Source organism: Paenibacillus sp. FSL M7-0802, from assembly GCF_038004945.1.
GTDB classification, from domain to species: Bacteria; Bacillota; Bacilli; order Paenibacillales; family Paenibacillaceae; genus Paenibacillus; species Paenibacillus polymyxa_B.
The window spans coordinates 3,940,398-3,956,579 of record NZ_JBBOSD010000001.1; the positions used below are offsets into that span (position 1 = coordinate 3,940,398).

12 protein-coding genes and 1 pseudogene are annotated in these 16,182 nt (G+C 44.4%); all 13 read left to right on the top strand.

From position 1 onward, the window contains the following. Positions 1 to 72: 72 nt before the first annotated feature. A pseudogene (locus MHB54_RS18140) lies at positions 73 to 738 on the top strand (potassium channel family protein); the annotation flags it as partial. A gap of 82 nt (positions 739 to 820) precedes the next feature. Further along, the gene (locus tag MHB54_RS18145) at positions 821 to 1,609 is read left to right on the top strand and encodes a TrmH family RNA methyltransferase (RefSeq protein WP_023990230.1); all 789 of its coding nucleotides are present in this window, start codon (positions 821 to 823) and stop codon (positions 1,607 to 1,609) included. A 1,046-nt stretch (positions 1,610 to 2,655) separates the two neighbouring features. Then, positions 2,656 to 4,095 carry a 6-phospho-beta-glucosidase gene (locus MHB54_RS18150; RefSeq protein WP_264454546.1) on the top strand — a complete coding sequence of 480 codons (1,440 nt, stop codon included), beginning with the start codon at positions 2,656 to 2,658 and terminating at the stop codon, positions 4,093 to 4,095. A gap of 277 nt (positions 4,096 to 4,372) precedes the next feature. Further along, entirely contained in the window at positions 4,373 to 5,203 is an 831-nt protein-coding gene (licT, locus tag MHB54_RS18155; RefSeq protein WP_023990227.1) for a BglG family transcription antiterminator LicT, read from the top strand. Between the two features lie 250 nt (positions 5,204 to 5,453). Continuing rightward, entirely contained in the window at positions 5,454 to 7,343 is a 1,890-nt protein-coding gene (locus tag MHB54_RS18160; RefSeq protein ID WP_071558273.1) for a beta-glucoside-specific PTS transporter subunit IIABC, read from the top strand. Positions 7,344 to 7,563: 220 nt separating this feature from the next. Then, complete coding sequence (locus tag MHB54_RS18165; RefSeq protein WP_264454547.1) at positions 7,564 to 9,054, top strand: alanine/glycine:cation symporter family protein; 1,491 nt, start codon at positions 7,564 to 7,566, stop codon at positions 9,052 to 9,054. Between the two features lie 185 nt (positions 9,055 to 9,239). Next, positions 9,240 to 9,845 carry a bifunctional transcriptional activator/DNA repair enzyme AdaA gene (locus MHB54_RS18170; RefSeq protein ID WP_264454548.1) on the top strand — a complete coding sequence of 202 codons (606 nt, stop codon included), beginning with the start codon at positions 9,240 to 9,242 and terminating at the stop codon, positions 9,843 to 9,845. After that, positions 9,826 to 10,368: a methylated-DNA--[protein]-cysteine S-methyltransferase gene (locus MHB54_RS18175; protein ID WP_071558275.1), complete on the top strand. Its 543-nt coding sequence runs from the start codon at positions 9,826 to 9,828 to the stop codon at positions 10,366 to 10,368. Before MHB54_RS18170 ends, MHB54_RS18175 begins: the two co-directional genes overlap by 20 nt. Continuing rightward, complete coding sequence (locus MHB54_RS18180; RefSeq protein WP_264454549.1) at positions 10,358 to 11,173, top strand: SPL family radical SAM protein; 816 nt, start codon at positions 10,358 to 10,360, stop codon at positions 11,171 to 11,173. Before MHB54_RS18175 ends, MHB54_RS18180 begins: the two co-directional genes overlap by 11 nt. A 62-nt stretch (positions 11,174 to 11,235) precedes the next feature. Continuing rightward, positions 11,236 to 11,853, top strand: a complete 618-nt coding sequence (locus tag MHB54_RS18185; protein WP_023990221.1) for a DNA-3-methyladenine glycosylase family protein — start codon at positions 11,236 to 11,238, stop codon at positions 11,851 to 11,853. Between the two features lie 19 nt (positions 11,854 to 11,872). Then, positions 11,873 to 12,562 (top strand): DNA alkylation repair protein, encoded by a 690-nt coding sequence (locus tag MHB54_RS18190; RefSeq protein WP_023990220.1) that lies wholly within the window; start codon positions 11,873 to 11,875, stop codon positions 12,560 to 12,562. Positions 12,563 to 12,631: 69 nt separating this feature from the next. Beyond that, a complete protein-coding gene (locus MHB54_RS18195) occupies positions 12,632 to 14,227 on the top strand; it encodes a response regulator transcription factor (RefSeq protein WP_264454550.1) in 1,596 nt (531 codons plus the stop codon). A gap of 23 nt (positions 14,228 to 14,250) precedes the next feature. Continuing rightward, a complete protein-coding gene (locus MHB54_RS18200) occupies positions 14,251 to 16,107 on the top strand; it encodes a sensor histidine kinase (protein WP_264454551.1) in 1,857 nt (618 codons plus the stop codon). Positions 16,108 to 16,182 lie beyond the last annotated feature (75 nt).

A 16,182-nucleotide genomic window follows, 5' to 3' on the forward strand; every position in this document is an offset into this window, starting at 1 on the left:
ATGTCAAAATTTATGTTTGTAGCATGATATGCTATACTATGACGGACAGTATGGTGATCGGGAGGTAAAGAAGGAATGGCAAAAAAACAGTATGCGGTCATTGGTATGGGCCGTTTTGGTTCCAGTGTTGCCAGTGCGCTGAGTGAGATGGGTTTTGATGTGCTGGCTATTGACTCGGACGAGCAGCGTACACAGGAAATGTCGAATATTGTGACGCATGCGGTATCTGCCGACTCGACGGATGAGGAAGCGCTGCGAGCGCTGGGTATCCGTAATTTTGACGTAATCGTAGTTGCGATTGGCGAAGATATACAGGCCAGTATTCTGACGACATTGATTCTCAAGGACATGGGCGTACCAGCTCTTGTGGTCAAGGCACAAAATGAATTGCACGGGAAAGTGCTGCAAAAAATAGGTGCGGATAAAGTCGTTTATCCTGAACGGGATATGGGGTTACGGGTAGCTCATCATTTGACATCTCCCAACATTTTGGATTATATCGAGCTGTCCAAGGACTACAGTATTTTGGAGATGAGAGCCGCCGATTCCATGATTGGCAAAAACCTGAAGGAGCTAGACATACGTGCACGCTTCGGCTGCAATGTGATGGCGATTCGTAGAAATCAGGAAATGAATATTTCACCTTATGCCGAAGATCGTCTGGAGCCGGGTGATGTACTGGTCATTGTGGGCCACAAGGATGATCTGACCAAGCTGGAGCTGGCATTTGTAGCCTAATGAAGGCTTGATGTTCAAGTACAAATGAAGTGATACATTATTTATTTTTAAGAAACGGACAAAGAAATGGAAGGTTAAACGAATGGAAATCATTTCACCGAATAATGCGCGTGTAAAAGAGTGGGCGCAACTGCTGGAGAAAAAGCATCGCACACGGCAGCATAAATATATTGTCGAGGGTATTCATCTGGTGCAGGAAGCGCTGCGTTCGGACGCGGCTGTCGAAACCGTCGCCTATGATTTGGACAAGGGCATTCCCGCCGAGCTGAATGGCCTGGATCCAGCCGACCAGCCGGTGGAATGGGTTCCCGTGTCAGCGGCGGTCATTGCAAAATGCACCGATACGAAGACGCCACAGTCGGTCTTTGCCATCGTGCGTAAGGAGGAGCGCAGCGCATTCCCGGCATTGCTGGAGCAGCCGGATGCACTGGTGATGGTGCTGGACGGGGTGCAGGACCCCGGCAATGTAGGCACCATCATCCGCAGCGCGGACGCTGCTGGAGCCGCAGGCGTAATATTGGGTCATGGCTGCGCCGACCTGTACAATCCCAAAACGATCCGCTCCACGATGGGATCGTTGTTTCACCTGCCGGTGATTGAAGGCAGTCTGGAGGAGCTTTTACCGCAGGCCAAAAGTAAAGGTGCCCGCTTGCTCAGCACCTCACTGGATGCGAGCTTGTCATGCTATACCATAGATTTGCGTGTTTCCACTTGGCTTGTGATCGGAAACGAAGGCCAAGGTATTTCTGCTGCTACCGCGCGCATGGTGGATGAGTCGGTATTCATTCCGATGCAGGGGCAAGCGGAATCACTGAACGCAGCGATGGCTTCTACGGTGCTATTATTTGAGGCGATGAGACAACGAAACTAAGAGAATGAACACGGGGCTGCTGGTGTGGTTTATAACATCAAATGGGACTATTTATATTGTCAATTGAGACTAGGAACATCCACGCCTGCACCTGGCCTTTCTTCCGCCCTATAGTCCCAACCTGATCCAGTCGAGGGGGCTATGGCTTAAATCCAATGTGGCGAATAACGTGTTTTTTTAGAGGTTTTATAAGATTAAGTTCATGCCGGCCGGTTTATGAAACGAATCAATGAACAACCGCTAGAAACAATTGGTCGGCTACTGGTTAGGTTATGATCTTAATTGCGGTTTATATAGTAACAAATAGAAAGGTATTTGATTATGATATTCATTAACAAAAAAACTATTAATAAGCTAACTGAATCGCATAGAGAACCTAACATGCTTATCTGCTATTCAACTCCTCAGAGTCTTTCAGCTTGTACAAGTCGAGCTATATTACTCCTAAATAATGATAGGATTATCATCCTTTTCCTCAATCTATTTTCATCTAAAGTAGTAGAAAAAGTTGAATTTGAAGTAGCTGATTTACAAGAACAAAAATATCATTCTATATATCTGTCTTCTGCAATCTGGTCATTTAACATTAAAGGACAGCATTGGAGGTTCAAGATAATCAAAAAAATTATTCCTCTTGGCTCTATGCAAAGGGATTTTCTAAATTTCTTGCAACAAAATATCTTAAATTAGCGACTTTCCGAAAACATGTGCCCTTCCAGACAAAGACGAACAGCCAGGTATCTTTCGTAAAGTCGTTTATCTGGGGTTTCTTTCATGGTTCTATTCATTACCCAATAGGCGATTGACGTAATGCTGTTGGTTTGTTAATTGCGTATTATTATATCAAATGAATTTGACAGGTTCCCAAATCTTTGTTAGAGTTTCAATCAAATACGTATAACCTTTTCATGGGATGTTACCGATAGGGCATAACCTGAATTGGCTTGTTTACACTGCAAGTGTATACAGGCTGGTTTGGGTTTTTTTTATATCCATCACCCACCCTCTAGGAACCCCTTTATCACACATTTGGAAGGAGAACGTTTATGACCAGCTTTATTTTTCCTAAAGACTTTTTATGGGGCGGTGCTCTTGCTGCCAATCAGGCCGAGGGCGCTTATTTGGAAGACGGTAAAGGATTGAGTCTGGTGGATCTGTTGCCTACCGGAGAGAAGAGAAGAAGCATAATGAAAGGGAATGTTCCCTCGCTGACTCCACTTGAAAGCGAATTCTATCCTTCCCACGAAGCCATTGATTTCTATCACCACTATCGCGAGGATATCGCGCTATTTGCAGAAATGGGATTTAAGGCGCTGCGTGTTTCCATTGCCTGGGCTCGTATTTTTCCAACAGGAGAAGACGCTACTCCAAATGAAGCAGGTTTGCAATTCTACGATGACTTGTTCGACGAGTTGCATAAACATGGCATTCAGCCAGTCGTTACCCTCGCTCATTTTGACGTGCCAGTGGATCTGGTCGAGAAATATGGAAGCTGGCGGAGCCGGAAGCTGGTAGGCCTGTTTGAAACCTATGCTAAAACAGTATTCACCCGCTACAAGGATAAAGTGAAATACTGGATGACATTCAACGAGATTAACATGCTTCTCCATTTGCCGTTTCTCGGCGCCGGTCTTGTTTTTCAAGAAGGTGAAAACGTTAAACAGATTCAGTATCAGGCTGCACATCATCAGCTTGTGGCAAGCGCGTTGGCTGTAAAAGCGTGTCACGAGATTATCCCGGATGCCAAGATTGGTTGTATGCTTGCTGCTGGCAGCTTCTATCCGTATACGTGTAATCCCGAAGATGTGTATCAGGGCATGGAAAAAGACCGCGAGTCCTACTTCTTCATTGATGTACAGTCACGCGGCGAATATCCTGGTTATGCGAAGCGCTTCTTCAAGGATCATGGATTAAACATTGAGATGGAATCAGGCGACGCAGCCATTCTGAAAGATCATACCGTTGACTATATCGGATTCAGCTATTATTCAAGCCGGACGACCAGCACAGACCCGGAAATCGTCAAGAACATGACCAGTGGTAATGTATTTGGCTCCGTGGCCAATCCATATCTGGACAAGTCCGAATGGGGCTGGACGATCGATCCAAAAGGATTCCGCATCACAGCCAACCAATTGCATGACCGTTACCAAAAGCCCCTGTTCGTAGTGGAAAACGGTTTTGGTGCCAATGATGTGGTTTCGCCTGAAGGAGAAGTTAACGACGATTACCGGATCGACTATCTCAAGCGGCATATTGCCGAAATGGGTGAGGCTCTTCAAGACGGAGTCGAAATTATCGGTTACACAAGTTGGGGACCTATTGACATTGTCAGCGCCTCCTCAGGAGAGATGAAAAAACGCTACGGTTATATTTATGTGGACCGCGACAACGAAGGAAGCGGTTCGTTGAAACGTATTAAAAAGAAAAGCTTCCACTGGTACAAAAACGTAATTCATTCCGACGGCGAAAATCTGGGCGAATAATCGTACCACAAGAAAATAGGATCGGACGTCCCGGGCCCACGGGGATTTCCGATCTTCGTTTCTTCATTGAAAGCGTTGACAATCGTTCCTCTTCGGGCTATACTTGACGCAATTCCATCATTTTTAGGATTGTTACTGCGTAGCAGGCAAAACCTAAGCCACAAATAAGAAGATGTTACAGTCTTGTTTATTTGGCGTGCTTCGGTTTTTTTTCTGTTTACAATAAAGAGGATGGAGCAAGTGTGGCTCTTGCTGGCATATGGAACGGGGGATCAAGATGAACATAGCAAAGGTCATCAACAACAATGTAATCAGCGTCTACCAGACGGACGGTACCGAACTCGTGGTAATGGGTCGGGGGATTGCTTTTAAGAAAAAGCCTGGAGACAAAGTAGACGAAACCAGAATTCAGAAGGTATTTGCCCTGAAAAACAAGCAGACGTCCGATAACTTTAAAATGTTGTTGCGTGAGGTACCGCTTGATTTGATCGTGATTGTGGAGGAAGTCATTAATGATGCCAAGCATAATCTGAACAGAAAGCTGAACGAAAATATTTATGTTTCGCTGACCGATCATATCAATTTCGCTGTTGAAAGATACCGGGAAGGATTGGAAATCAAAAACGCGTTATTGTGGGAAGTCAAGCAGCTGTATAAAGAAGAATTCGCGATTGGTCTGAAAACGTTGGAGCAAATCAAACAAAGGCTCGGTATTGAACTGCCTGTGGACGAAGCAGCTTATATTGCGATTCACATCGTGAATGCTGAAATGAACGAGGAAGTCATTACGACCATGAGTATCACGAAGTTTATCCAGCAAATTATCAATATTGCAAAATATCACTTTAAGGTCGATTTTGACGAGGACTCTCTGAGCTATTTCCGCTTTATTACGCATCTGAAATTTTTCGCTCAGCGCGTATTTAAGGGAAATCACTACGAAAATAACTATGATCATTTGTATGACATGATTAAGGAAAAGCACAAGGAAGCAGCTGCTTGCACAGAGAAAATTGGTGCTTTTGTGCAAAAAGAATACAACCACGAATTGACTAATGAAGAAAAGCTATATCTAACCGTGCATATTGAACGGGTGGTGAATAGATAAGTCGAACTTTTTCGACGAAAAAGGATCAAAAATATATGATTAAAAGTTTTTGTTGACAAATATGGTGGATTAATTATATTATGATAGTAACAGGAATTTAATAAGTTTTAACTGGGATTGTTACTGGTTATGCAGGCAAAACCTAAGTCATGAAAAATTGCGGGAATAAAGTGCCCACCATTTTTCAAGGCTTAGGTTTTTTGTGTGCCTAAATATGTGAAAATCCCCTTAGAACATGGAGGTGTCCATCATGAGTAATGAAAAACTGGCTAAGGAAATTGTACACCTGGTAGGTGGCGAAAAAAATGTAATATCGCTCGTTCACTGCGCCACTCGCCTGCGTTTTGTGCTAAAAGATGAGGCAAAAGCAGACAAGGGAAAGCTGGAAAAAACCGATGGAATTATCACGGTAAAGCAAAGCGGTGGTCAGTTCCAGGTTGTAGTCGGCAACAAAGTACCAGAGGTATATAATGCAATCGGTAAAGTATCCAATATTTTGAATGAAACTGGAAAAGAAGATCATTCAGCTAAAGGCAACAAAGGATTTGGCGCCGTAATCGACGTAATTTCCAGCATTTTTGCACCGTTGCTTGGAGTTATGGCGGGGTCCGGTATTTTGAAAGGTCTGCTGCTGATTGCGAGTAACCTTGGTTGGTTGCTACCGAAAGACACTACCTATATGATTTTGTATGCTGCGGCCGACAGCTTGTTTTATTTCCTCCCTCTCTTGTTAGCGGTTACAACGGCACGGAAATTTGGAGGTAATATCTTCGTTGCCCTGACCATTGCCGGAGGGTTGCTTTACCCGACCATTGTCACGCTAAAAACGGAAGGTACACCTACGGACTTTTTCGGTATTCCTATTGTTATGATGAGTTATTCATCTACCGTTATTCCGATCATTTTAGCCGTCATCGTCATGAGTAAGCTGGAAAAATGGTGCAATCGAGTGATCCACGAGAGCGTTAAAAACTTTATTACACCTTTGATTCTACTTGTAATTATGCTTCCTCTGACCCTGATGGTCTTTGGTCCAGTCGGGGTGTATGTGGGCAACGCAATCGCTACCGCACTCGTTGCTGCGTTCAGCTTTAGTCCGTTGCTGGCTGGAGCAATCCTTGGTGCTTGCTGGCAGCTGCTCGTTATTTTTGGTGTTCACTGGGGGCTTATACCTGTATTTATTAATAACATTGCTGTCAACGGCCGGGATGGCATTAAGCCCGCTGCTTCGGCTTCCGTCTTTGCTCAAACCGGCGCAGCGTTCGGTGTTATGCTGAAAACGAAAAATAAAAAGCTGAAAACGCTGGCGGGTTCCGCTACACTTACCGCTTTATTCGGCATCACGGAGCCAGCAGTTTATGGGGTTACGTTGCCACTGAAACGTCCGTTTATTGCAGGTATTATCGGCGGCGCCGCCGGTGGTGCCATTATCGGTCAAGCGGGAACGCAAGCATTTGCCTCTGGCGCACCTGGGTTGCTGACCTTGCCGATCTTTTACGGCCCTGGTGGACAAGGATTCCCGGGATTGATTTTAGGGATTACCGTTTCATTCCTGGTGTCGGCCATCTTGACTTATATTTTAGGTTTTGAAGATCCAGTTGAAGAAGAGGAAACTACTAACAATTCGGCTAAAGAATCGACCTCTACAGTTGTTGTTTCTAATGAAGAGGTACTCAGCCCAATTGAAGGAACTGTGGTCGCTTTGTCGGAGGTTCCCGATCCTGCATTTGCTTCGGAAGCTATGGGCAAAGGGATCGCCATCCAACCGACAACGGGCAGAGTCGTGGCCCCGTTCGATGGAACCATCACCGTGGCGTTCAAGAAAAAACATGCGCTTGCAGTTGTTTCGCATCATGGCGCAGAAGTTCTGATTCACGTCGGAGTAGATACGGTCAAGCTGGACGGTAAACATTTTACGTCCCATATCAAAGAAGGCGATCAGGTGAAAGCTGGGGACCTACTGCTTGAGTTTGATGTTGAGCAAATCAGGGCAGAGGGTTATCCTACGATTACGCCAGTTATCATTACGAATTCTTCCGAATATACTGAAGTCCTTCCAATCGCTCAAGGAGAGGTAACGGAGCAGGCCCCACTGTTGAAACTGTCTAGTGCTCTGAATGAGAAAGAAAGCATTGCCTAAATGTCTTAAGGACAAGGCTCTGATGATCCATATTCTCGGATCATCAGAGCTTTTTTGTCGTCATTTTATGTAGCCGGTAAGCTCACTTGTAATTGACAATATGTCAATTAAATTAACTTGTATGGTGGTAAAAACTAATCTATAATTTTTTGTAATTATGCAAATTTTCTGAAAACATAGACTAGAAAATCAATTGATTGATCAGGGGGAAATACAAGGAATGTTAGAGCAGTGGGCAGAGGCAGTAAACGGCGTCATTTGGAGCAATCCTGTGGTATATGTCTGTTTGGGTGTGGGACTATTATTTTCGATCATGACTCGATTCCTACAAATCAGGCATTTCAAAGAGATGATCCGTCTAGTATTTAAAGGGAAAAGTTCAGAGGCAGGTGTATCCTCTTTTCAGGCCTTTACGATGGCGCTATCGGGGCGTGTTGGGACGGGAAATATTGCTGGGATTGCATTGGCAGTCGGTATGGGTGGACCCGGGGCGATATTTTGGATGTGGGTCATGGCTTTTATCGGATCGGCTACTGCGTTTGTTGAATCCACACTGGCTCAGGTATATAAGGTAAAGCGCGATGGACAGTACCGAGGCGGCCCGGCCTTTTATATTGAAAAAGGGACAGGCTTTAAATGGTTTGCCGTCATTTTTGCGGTTGCTGCGTTGGTCGCGATGTGTTTACTGATGCCGGGAACTCAATCGAACTCTATTGCCGTAGCTTTTCATAGCTCGTTTGGCATGGATATGAAGGTTTCTGGGATAGTAGTAGTCGTGTTGCTGGCGCTTATCATTTTTGGAGGTGTAAAAAGGATTGCCAATGTGGCTCAGGTTGTCATACCGTTTATGGCACTTGGCTACATCCTTGTCTCTTTTTATATTATGATGACGAATATTACTGCGCTTCCCGATGTATTTTCGCTGATTTTTCGCAGTGCCTTTGGCGTGGATTCTGTGTTCGGCGGTATGGCAGGGACGGCGATTGCCTGGGGCGTAAAACGGGGCATTTACTCCAACGAAGCCGGGCAAGGCTCAGGTGCGCATCCGGCAGCAGCCGCGGAAGTGTCTCATCCCGCAAAACAGGGGCTAGTTCAGGCATTTTCCGTGTATGTGGATACCTTTTTAGTCTGTACGTCTACGGCTTTTATGGTCTTATTCACAGGTATGTACAACGTGAAGGGACCTGGTGGCGATTTTATTGTACAGCATCTCCCGGGTGTTGAAGAGGGAACCCAATATACACAGGCTGCTATTGAATCGGTATTTCCCGGTTTTGGATCGAGTCTGCTGTCCATTACCTTGTTCTTTTTCGCATTTACGACCATTATCGCGTATTATTACATCGCAGAAACAAATATGGCCTACCTGGTTGCCGACCGTAAAGCCAAATGGCCTATGTTCGTCCTAAAGCTTGTTATTCTGGGTTCGACGTTCTATGGAACGGTCGTCAAGGAATCGGCTCTGGCGTGGACACTGGGGGATATGGGTGTCGGCATTATGCTTTGGGTGAACCTGATTGCTATGATTCTGTTGGCCAAGCCTGCTCTTCTTGTGCTTAAGGATTACGAACAGCAGCGGAGGCAAGGGCTGGACCCGGTGTTTGACCCGGAGAAGGCAGGTATTTCAAATGCCGAGTATTGGTCAAAGGAATATAAGCCTCCTTCAGATGAGTTGACGATTACCGCCAAACCGAGCAAGCTGCAAGCCTAAATAAGATAGATAAGTAAGATCAAAGGTGGCTCCGCGGGGAGTCATCTTTTTTTCGTTATCTTGCCTTTACATTCCAAGAGGGGTACATATGTTCACTATTTAGTCTATAATTTAGACAGACGGATTTAGAAAAATTCTGCCATAGATATGTGGGGAGGCCACATTGCACAAGAGAGGTGATTTGAATGAGCACATCCGATTTATCCATAACTGACGACAAGTGGAGAGCTATTGTAGAAAACGACAAGTCATATGATGGGGTATTTTTGTACGCTGTGAAGACAACGGGAATATTTTGTCGCCCCTCCTGCAAATCCAGACCTCCCAAAAGAGAGAACATCCGTATATTTAAAACAGCAGAGCAGGCATTGGCTCAGCATTTTCGTCCATGCAAAAGATGTAAACCGACAGGACAACGATTGCCTGATCATGAATGGATCGCACTGGTTACAGAATACGTGAATTCTAACTATATGAAGGACTTAACATTGCACATCCTGGCTGAGATAAGTCATGGAAGTCCGTATCATTTACATCGTACCTTCAAGCGGATCATGCATCTAACTCCGATGGAATATATACAGCAGACCAGGTTGGAACAAGCGAAGAAGCTGCTCATTTGCTCAGATATATCTGTTGCGGAAGTGGGGGAGAATGTAGGTCTGTCCAATGCACCGTACTTTATTACGTTATTTAAAAAGAATACAGGCTACACCCCATTGCAATATCGCCAACTCAAATCGAAAGCAACACAAAATGGAGGTACACAGCATGGCACAGCAAATAAATAAAACGATCTATTGGTCATTGTTGACACATGAGGAGTGGAATTTATATATTGCAGCTACATCGGAAGGACTATGTTATGTAGGTTCGCCCAATCAACCTGTAGAGGAATTGTTTTCATGGGCGGGAAGGCGATTTCCCGGCAGTCCTTTAGTTGAAGAGGATGCTGCTTTACAGCCCTATGCCAAGGAGCTGATTGAATATCTCCAAGGGGAGCGGACCCAATTTACATTGCCCTTTGACTTTCATGGGACTGCGTTCCAGATGGCGGTTTGGAATGCGTTGTGTGATATTCCGTATGGGGAAACAGTATCCTATTCAGACATTGCCAACGCTATTCAAAAGCCAGCCTCTGTTCGTGCGGTGGGGGCTGCCATCGGTGCTAATCCGATTTTGGTCACCGTCCCTTGTCATCGGGTTATTGGTAAAAATGGAGCTATGACCGGATATCGGGGTGGGTTGGACATGAAGGTGAAGCTTTTGCAGCTCGAAAAGGAAAGTGTGGCATCGGTTCAGTATGAAAAATGAGTATTACAAATCCCCCAAGACTCTTTTGAATAAAGGGACAGGTTTTTTGTCAGGGTATACACACTCGTTGAACCCGTATACAGGTTGTACCTTTGGTTGCTCGTATTGCTATGTACGCCAATTGCCAGTCTCCACATTTCGGAAGGAAGCTTGGGGGACATGGGTTGATATTAAAAAACAGGCGGCAGATATTCTTCGTAAGGAGCTTCGCAGAGCCAAGTCCAAAGGTAAAGTCACGATTTTTATGTCGTCAAGCACAGATCCTTATCAGCCTGCCGAGTACAAGGAAGAGGTGACCCGGTCTCTGCTGGAGGTGATGGTGGAGGATCCACCTGATTTTCTCTTTTTACAGACGCGCAGTCCACTGGTACAGCGGGATACCGATTTACTGCTTCGATTGGGGAATCGTGTTCGTGTGAGTATGACTGTAGAAACAGATCGAGAAGATATACGCAAACATTTTACCCCGGAGGCTCCTCCCATCCAGGCTCGTCTCCAAACGCTGCATCTTTTAAGGGAGGCAGGTGTACCGACGCAAGCTACGATTGCTCCGATGCTTCCAAGCAGTGAACATTTTGCAGATAAGCTGTTGCCTCTGGTCAACCGTGTCTGTATTGATGATTATTTTATGGGAGACGGCAGTGGGGGAAGACGAACGCGTAGCTTAAAAATTGGTGCGTTGTACGAGTCATTGGGGCTGGAAGAATGGTATCATCCTGCTGCCTATAAGGCGGTTTATGAACGTTTTCTCCATGTTTTCCCGAAAGAGCAGCTCTATGTGAGCAAAGAAGGATTCGAACCCTGATGTAAAAGCAGTCCATGCCATTGAATCAAGAGTGAGCATATAAGGGGGCAGCGGGAGAACGAATGCAAACCGTAATGACCAAAAACTTTGATTATGGAGAAAAGGAAATCAATTATCTAAAAAACGTAGACACCGTACTTGGTGCAGCGATGACGCAAATGGGCAAGGTAGAACGGATCATCATTCCCGACCTGTTCGCGGCGCTCGTTCATGCGATTGTGGGACAGCTTATATCGGCCAAGGCGGTTCAGACCATATGGGCAAGGATGCAGGAAAAGTTAGGCGTGATCACTCCACAAAATATAGCCGTTCAGACGGCTTTAGATATTCAAAGCTGTGGCATCACCATGAAAAAGGCCACATGTATCCTAAATATAGCCCAAACGATCGAGCAGGGCCTGTTGGATTTACAGGAATTATATGAGCTTTCCGATGCACAGGTGATCCAGAAATTGTCCTCGCTGCAAGGGATAGGACCTTGGACGGCTGAAATGATGCTGATTAATTGTATGGAGCGTCCAGATGTCGTCAGTTGGGGCGATATGGCTATTCGACGGGGAATGATGAAGTTGTACCATCTAGATACATTGACCAAGCAGCAATTTGAGGAGTACCGCCGAGTTTATTCGCCTTATGGTTCGGTGGCCTCTATTTATTTGTGGAGTATTTCATTTCGTTAAGAATCAGGGAGTGGAAACGATGGAGAAAACAATCAGAGAACAGATACTGTCATATGTGGATGCGGATTTTCAGAAATTTACGGCTGCATTGCTTCCGACGATTAATAATGTGCTGGGTGTACGTCTGCCAGTGCTGCGTAAGCTAGCTCAAAATATTGCCAAAGGAGATTGGCGTCTCTACCTGGAGACCGCTGAAAGTGAACACTTCGAAGAAGTAATGCTGCAAGGTATGGTGATTGGTTCTGTAAAAACAGATATAGAGGAAGTTTTGAGTTATACCGCCAAGTTTGTTCCTAAAATTGATAATTGGTCCGTATGTGACAGCTTTTGTGCCGGATTGAAAATCACGAAACATCATAAAGAACGGGTATGGGAGTTTATTCAGCCCTATCTATTCTCCAAGAAAGAATATGAAATTCGGTTTGGTGTGGTTATGCTTCTAAATTTTTATATTGAGGAACAGTATATGAACCGGGTATTTACTTTACTGGATCAGACCCATCGTGAGGATTATTATGTACAAATGGCAGTAGCATGGGCGATATCGATCTGTTATATCAAGCTGCCCGAGGTAACAATGGCGTATTTAAGTCATAATACATTGGATGATTTTACCTTCAACAAAGCACTGCAAAAAATCACGGAATCATATCGGGTGGATCAGGCAACGAAAACGACTATCCGCGGTATGAAGCGAAAAAGAAAATAGGATCGGCTCCCACCTGTAAGTGTTATACTGAAAAAAAATCGTGTATGAAAACGAACAGGAGGGGAGTCAGTGAATTCGATCCCGCTGGGAGTACTTGTTGTGGATGATGAAACTAGACAGCGTCGAGGTTTGGCTGCCATGGTCAGGGATCTACGTCCCGAATACGAGGTATGGGAAGCCAAGAACGGGAAAGATGCTCTGACCATTTCGTTATCCAAACCGATCCAAATCGTTTTTACAGATATTCAAATGCCGATCATGAATGGACTTGAATATCTTCAACAATTGAGAACATCTGGTCAGCATGAGACCAAAGTTATTTTAGTGACAGTCTACCAGGAATTTAGCTATGCACAGCAGGCGGTGAGGTACGGGGCGAATGATTATTTGGTGAAACCGGTGCAATCGCAGCAGCTCATTGAAGTGATTCAACATATGGAGAAGATCATTGTAGAGGAGCAGGAAGCACTGATTGGGAATCAAACAGCGTTGAATCAGATCGAGCAGAGTATGCCTGCATTTGTGGAGCATTTGTTTAGCAAATGCGTGACAGACAAATTACAGCCTAATGAGAAAATCCTATTAAAGAGTCACTTTGGATGGCGTGGGGTAGGAGAAGTTCTCGCGTTGGGAGCATCGGCGGCCCACCCGGAGGATATACATATGTGGGATTCTCAGCTCCGTAATACGGTTGTTGAAATATTGCGACCTTGGGCGTCTTCTGTCGTGTTTCCACTCGAATCCCGTAAAGACCATGTGGTTGCAGTAGTGAATTGGAAGGATAGGGCTGAAAGCAAGGAGGCCAAAAGCGCCCTTCAAGCTGGACTGAAAAAGTTGGAGCAACAGCAAGCGATTTCAATCTGGTTTGCTTGGGGTCAGCCTTTTGATTTTGATGAAATGCAAATAAACCAATCTCACGAAAAGGCCGTTGGCCTGATCTCCATGCGTTTTTATACACCTCACATCAGATGTTTGAACCTTGTCGTTTCAGATGATGAGCAGCCAGTACAGGAAATGAGCGCACACGAACAAAGGGCCTTTTTTAAATTCATTGAAAGCTCTATCTCTAATGGAGAGCCCGATCAGCTATTGGGTCAGGTGAAAAATTTCATTGGACAAGTGACACAAGGGTATCCTGCACCTGAAGCGCTTAAAGCTAAATTGGTACACCTTCTGTTGGTTAGTTTACAACGGTTAAATATAGGGTGGAGTGAGGAAGTCTACTCACGTTTCTCGGAACGTTTGAACAAAGCTGTCGAAGGGGCAACCTATCTTCGGAATCTTGAGGATGGTGTTGCAACATGGTTAAAAGAGCTGATTCTTGAGCTTCATAGCGGCTCCAAAGGCGAACCCATTATGAACAAGTGCAAGGAATTTCTAGATGCACATCTACATGAAGACCTAAGTCTGGAGATCGTGGCCCGGCGCTTCCACTATAATGCGTCCTATTTTAGCATTCTGTTCAAAAATTATTTTGGGCTCTCGTTCACGGAATATATGGTGAAGCTCAGAATGCAAAAGGCTCAGCACTTACTGCTGCATACAGACGCCAAGGTCGCAGAAATTAGTAGACAGGTTGGTTATAAAGATATCAAATACTTTTTTAAAGTGTTCAAAAAAAACGTAATGCACACGCCGGAAGAATTTCGTAGGAAATTCAACTGATTGTTAGGTGAAAGGAAGATACGATGCGCCAAGTTAAATATATGTATCAAAAATTTTTGGACAGTAGCTTTCGTACGAAATTGATGCTGTCCTATTTTTTGTTGTCTGGTTTTATCGTTTTGATCCTAGGTTTCGTTTACTTTGAAACGAGCGCACGGAATATTACTACAAATGTAACAGATAGCGTTACAAGCGTTCTGCGTAGTAATAACCAGCTGCTGGATAACAAGCTGACAGCTATTCAAAAAACCGTAGATATGATTCCGATCGACCATGATCTTCTTCAGACCATTATGAACGTGGATACTACGGATTCTTCATCGCTGTTACGAGCTGATCGCAGCATTACAAAAATTTTGTACAGATACTTTGGCAATATGGAGGAAGTGTATGCTTCCCAAATTATGACGCAAAATTATGCATATGGAAGCACTGATCGGATGTATATTCCCGTTCAGCCGTTCTATTCTTCTCCGTTGGCAACAACGGCGGTGGAAGCAGAAGGGGCTACCCAATGGATTCCCGCTTATTCGTATGCCGATACATTCCATCAGCAGGATTTAAAACGAGGCTCCTATGAGTTTAGTTCTTTATTTGCTGTGGTAAAGCAGCTCCATTTGACTGCATTAGATGATGCAGGAACCTTTCATACGCTTCCGGAGGGAAAGGAAAAACCTATACTTATATTGAATTTTCGTCCTGACTTGTTAAAAGGGGGCTTTGAAGACTATGCAGCCCGCAGCGGATTTGCACATCTATCCTATGGCATGATTCATGATAAAAATGGGATGGTCATGAGTTCGAATGGACAGCAACAAGTGGGGGAGCCCGTGGCGGATTGGCTTAAGGATGCCATTACTTCGGAACAAGGGATGAAAATGGTAAACGTTAAAGGTCAAAGCATATTACTGGTTTACGAAGCGATGAAGACGACGGGCTGGGTATCTTATATAGCCATTCCCATGGAAGATGTATTGGGACATCTGTCAACGATTCGCACCTACACGGTGTTTTTTTTAGGTTTTATGATGCTCGTTGCTGTTATTCTTGCATATTTACTGTCTGTTTACATCAGTAAGCCCATCACAGATATGAAACAGGCGATGAAAGTAATGGAGAAGGGACATTTTGATATTCGAATTCCTGTGCGTGGCTATGATGAATTGGGAGACCTGGTGATTCGGTTTAATCAAATGAATGAAAAAATTAAAGATTTAATCGAGGAAAATTACAAGTCACGTCTACGAGCCAAAGAGTCGGAGTTAATGGCACTTAATTTACAGCTGAATCCCCATTTTTTGTATAACACCTTAACGACCATGTATTGGATCGCCTTAGAGCATAAACAGCAGGAACTAGGCCAATTGATCATTAGTCTGGCGGAAATGCTGCAAATTACTACTCGAAATAAAAACGATACATGGAGTTTGGAAACCGATCTGAATTGGCTGGAAAAATACATTTATATTATGCAGAATCGCTTTGAGGACAAGTTCACGGTGGAATATGATATTGATCCCATTTTGCTTCAGGTGGAGGTTCCCAAACTTTTCTTGCAGCCTTTTGTGGAGAATTCAATTATTCACGGCTTCGCCGAAATGGAATCAGGGGGTCTGATTAGGATCACAGCCTGGATCGAGAAGCAATTGGTGTGTTTTAAAGTGGAGGATAATGGATTAGGAATTCAAGAAGATCATATACGCCGAATTCAAGCTGGAGAAATCAGATCAACGGGCATTAAAAATGTAGACAGAAGAGTACGGCTATTATATGGAATGGATTATGGCGTTACGCTCCACTCGCCAGCAGGTAAAGGGACATTCGTCCTGATTCGCATCGGAGAAATTCATAGATCTAATCAAATGACACCAATCCAATGAGAGTACGACTTTTAAAAATGTAAGCGTTTGCTAAAATAAGTTTAGTGACGAAGCAACAAACGAAAAGATAAAAAA

Bases quoted from the DNA above. Each gene is read 5' to 3' on its own strand.
- MHB54_RS18145 (WP_023990230.1), top strand. From the start codon at position 821: ATGGAAATCATTTCACCGAATAATGCGCGTGTAAAAGAGTGGGCGCAA.
- MHB54_RS18150 (WP_264454546.1), top strand. From the start codon at position 2,656: ATGACCAGCTTTATTTTTCCTAAAGACTTTTTATGGGGCGGTGCTCTT.
- licT (WP_023990227.1), top strand. From the start codon at position 4,373: ATGAACATAGCAAAGGTCATCAACAACAATGTAATCAGCGTCTACCAG.
- MHB54_RS18160 (WP_071558273.1), top strand. From the start codon at position 5,454: ATGAGTAATGAAAAACTGGCTAAGGAAATTGTACACCTGGTAGGTGGC.
- MHB54_RS18165 (WP_264454547.1), top strand. From the start codon at position 7,564: ATGTTAGAGCAGTGGGCAGAGGCAGTAAACGGCGTCATTTGGAGCAAT.
- MHB54_RS18170 (WP_264454548.1), top strand. From the start codon at position 9,240: ATGAGCACATCCGATTTATCCATAACTGACGACAAGTGGAGAGCTATT.
- MHB54_RS18175 (WP_071558275.1), top strand. From the start codon at position 9,826: ATGGCACAGCAAATAAATAAAACGATCTATTGGTCATTGTTGACACAT.
- MHB54_RS18180 (WP_264454549.1), top strand. From the start codon at position 10,358: ATGAAAAATGAGTATTACAAATCCCCCAAGACTCTTTTGAATAAAGGG.
- MHB54_RS18185 (WP_023990221.1), top strand. From the start codon at position 11,236: ATGCAAACCGTAATGACCAAAAACTTTGATTATGGAGAAAAGGAAATC.
- MHB54_RS18190 (WP_023990220.1), top strand. From the start codon at position 11,873: ATGGAGAAAACAATCAGAGAACAGATACTGTCATATGTGGATGCGGAT.
- MHB54_RS18200 (WP_264454551.1), top strand. From the start codon at position 14,251: ATGCGCCAAGTTAAATATATGTATCAAAAATTTTTGGACAGTAGCTTT.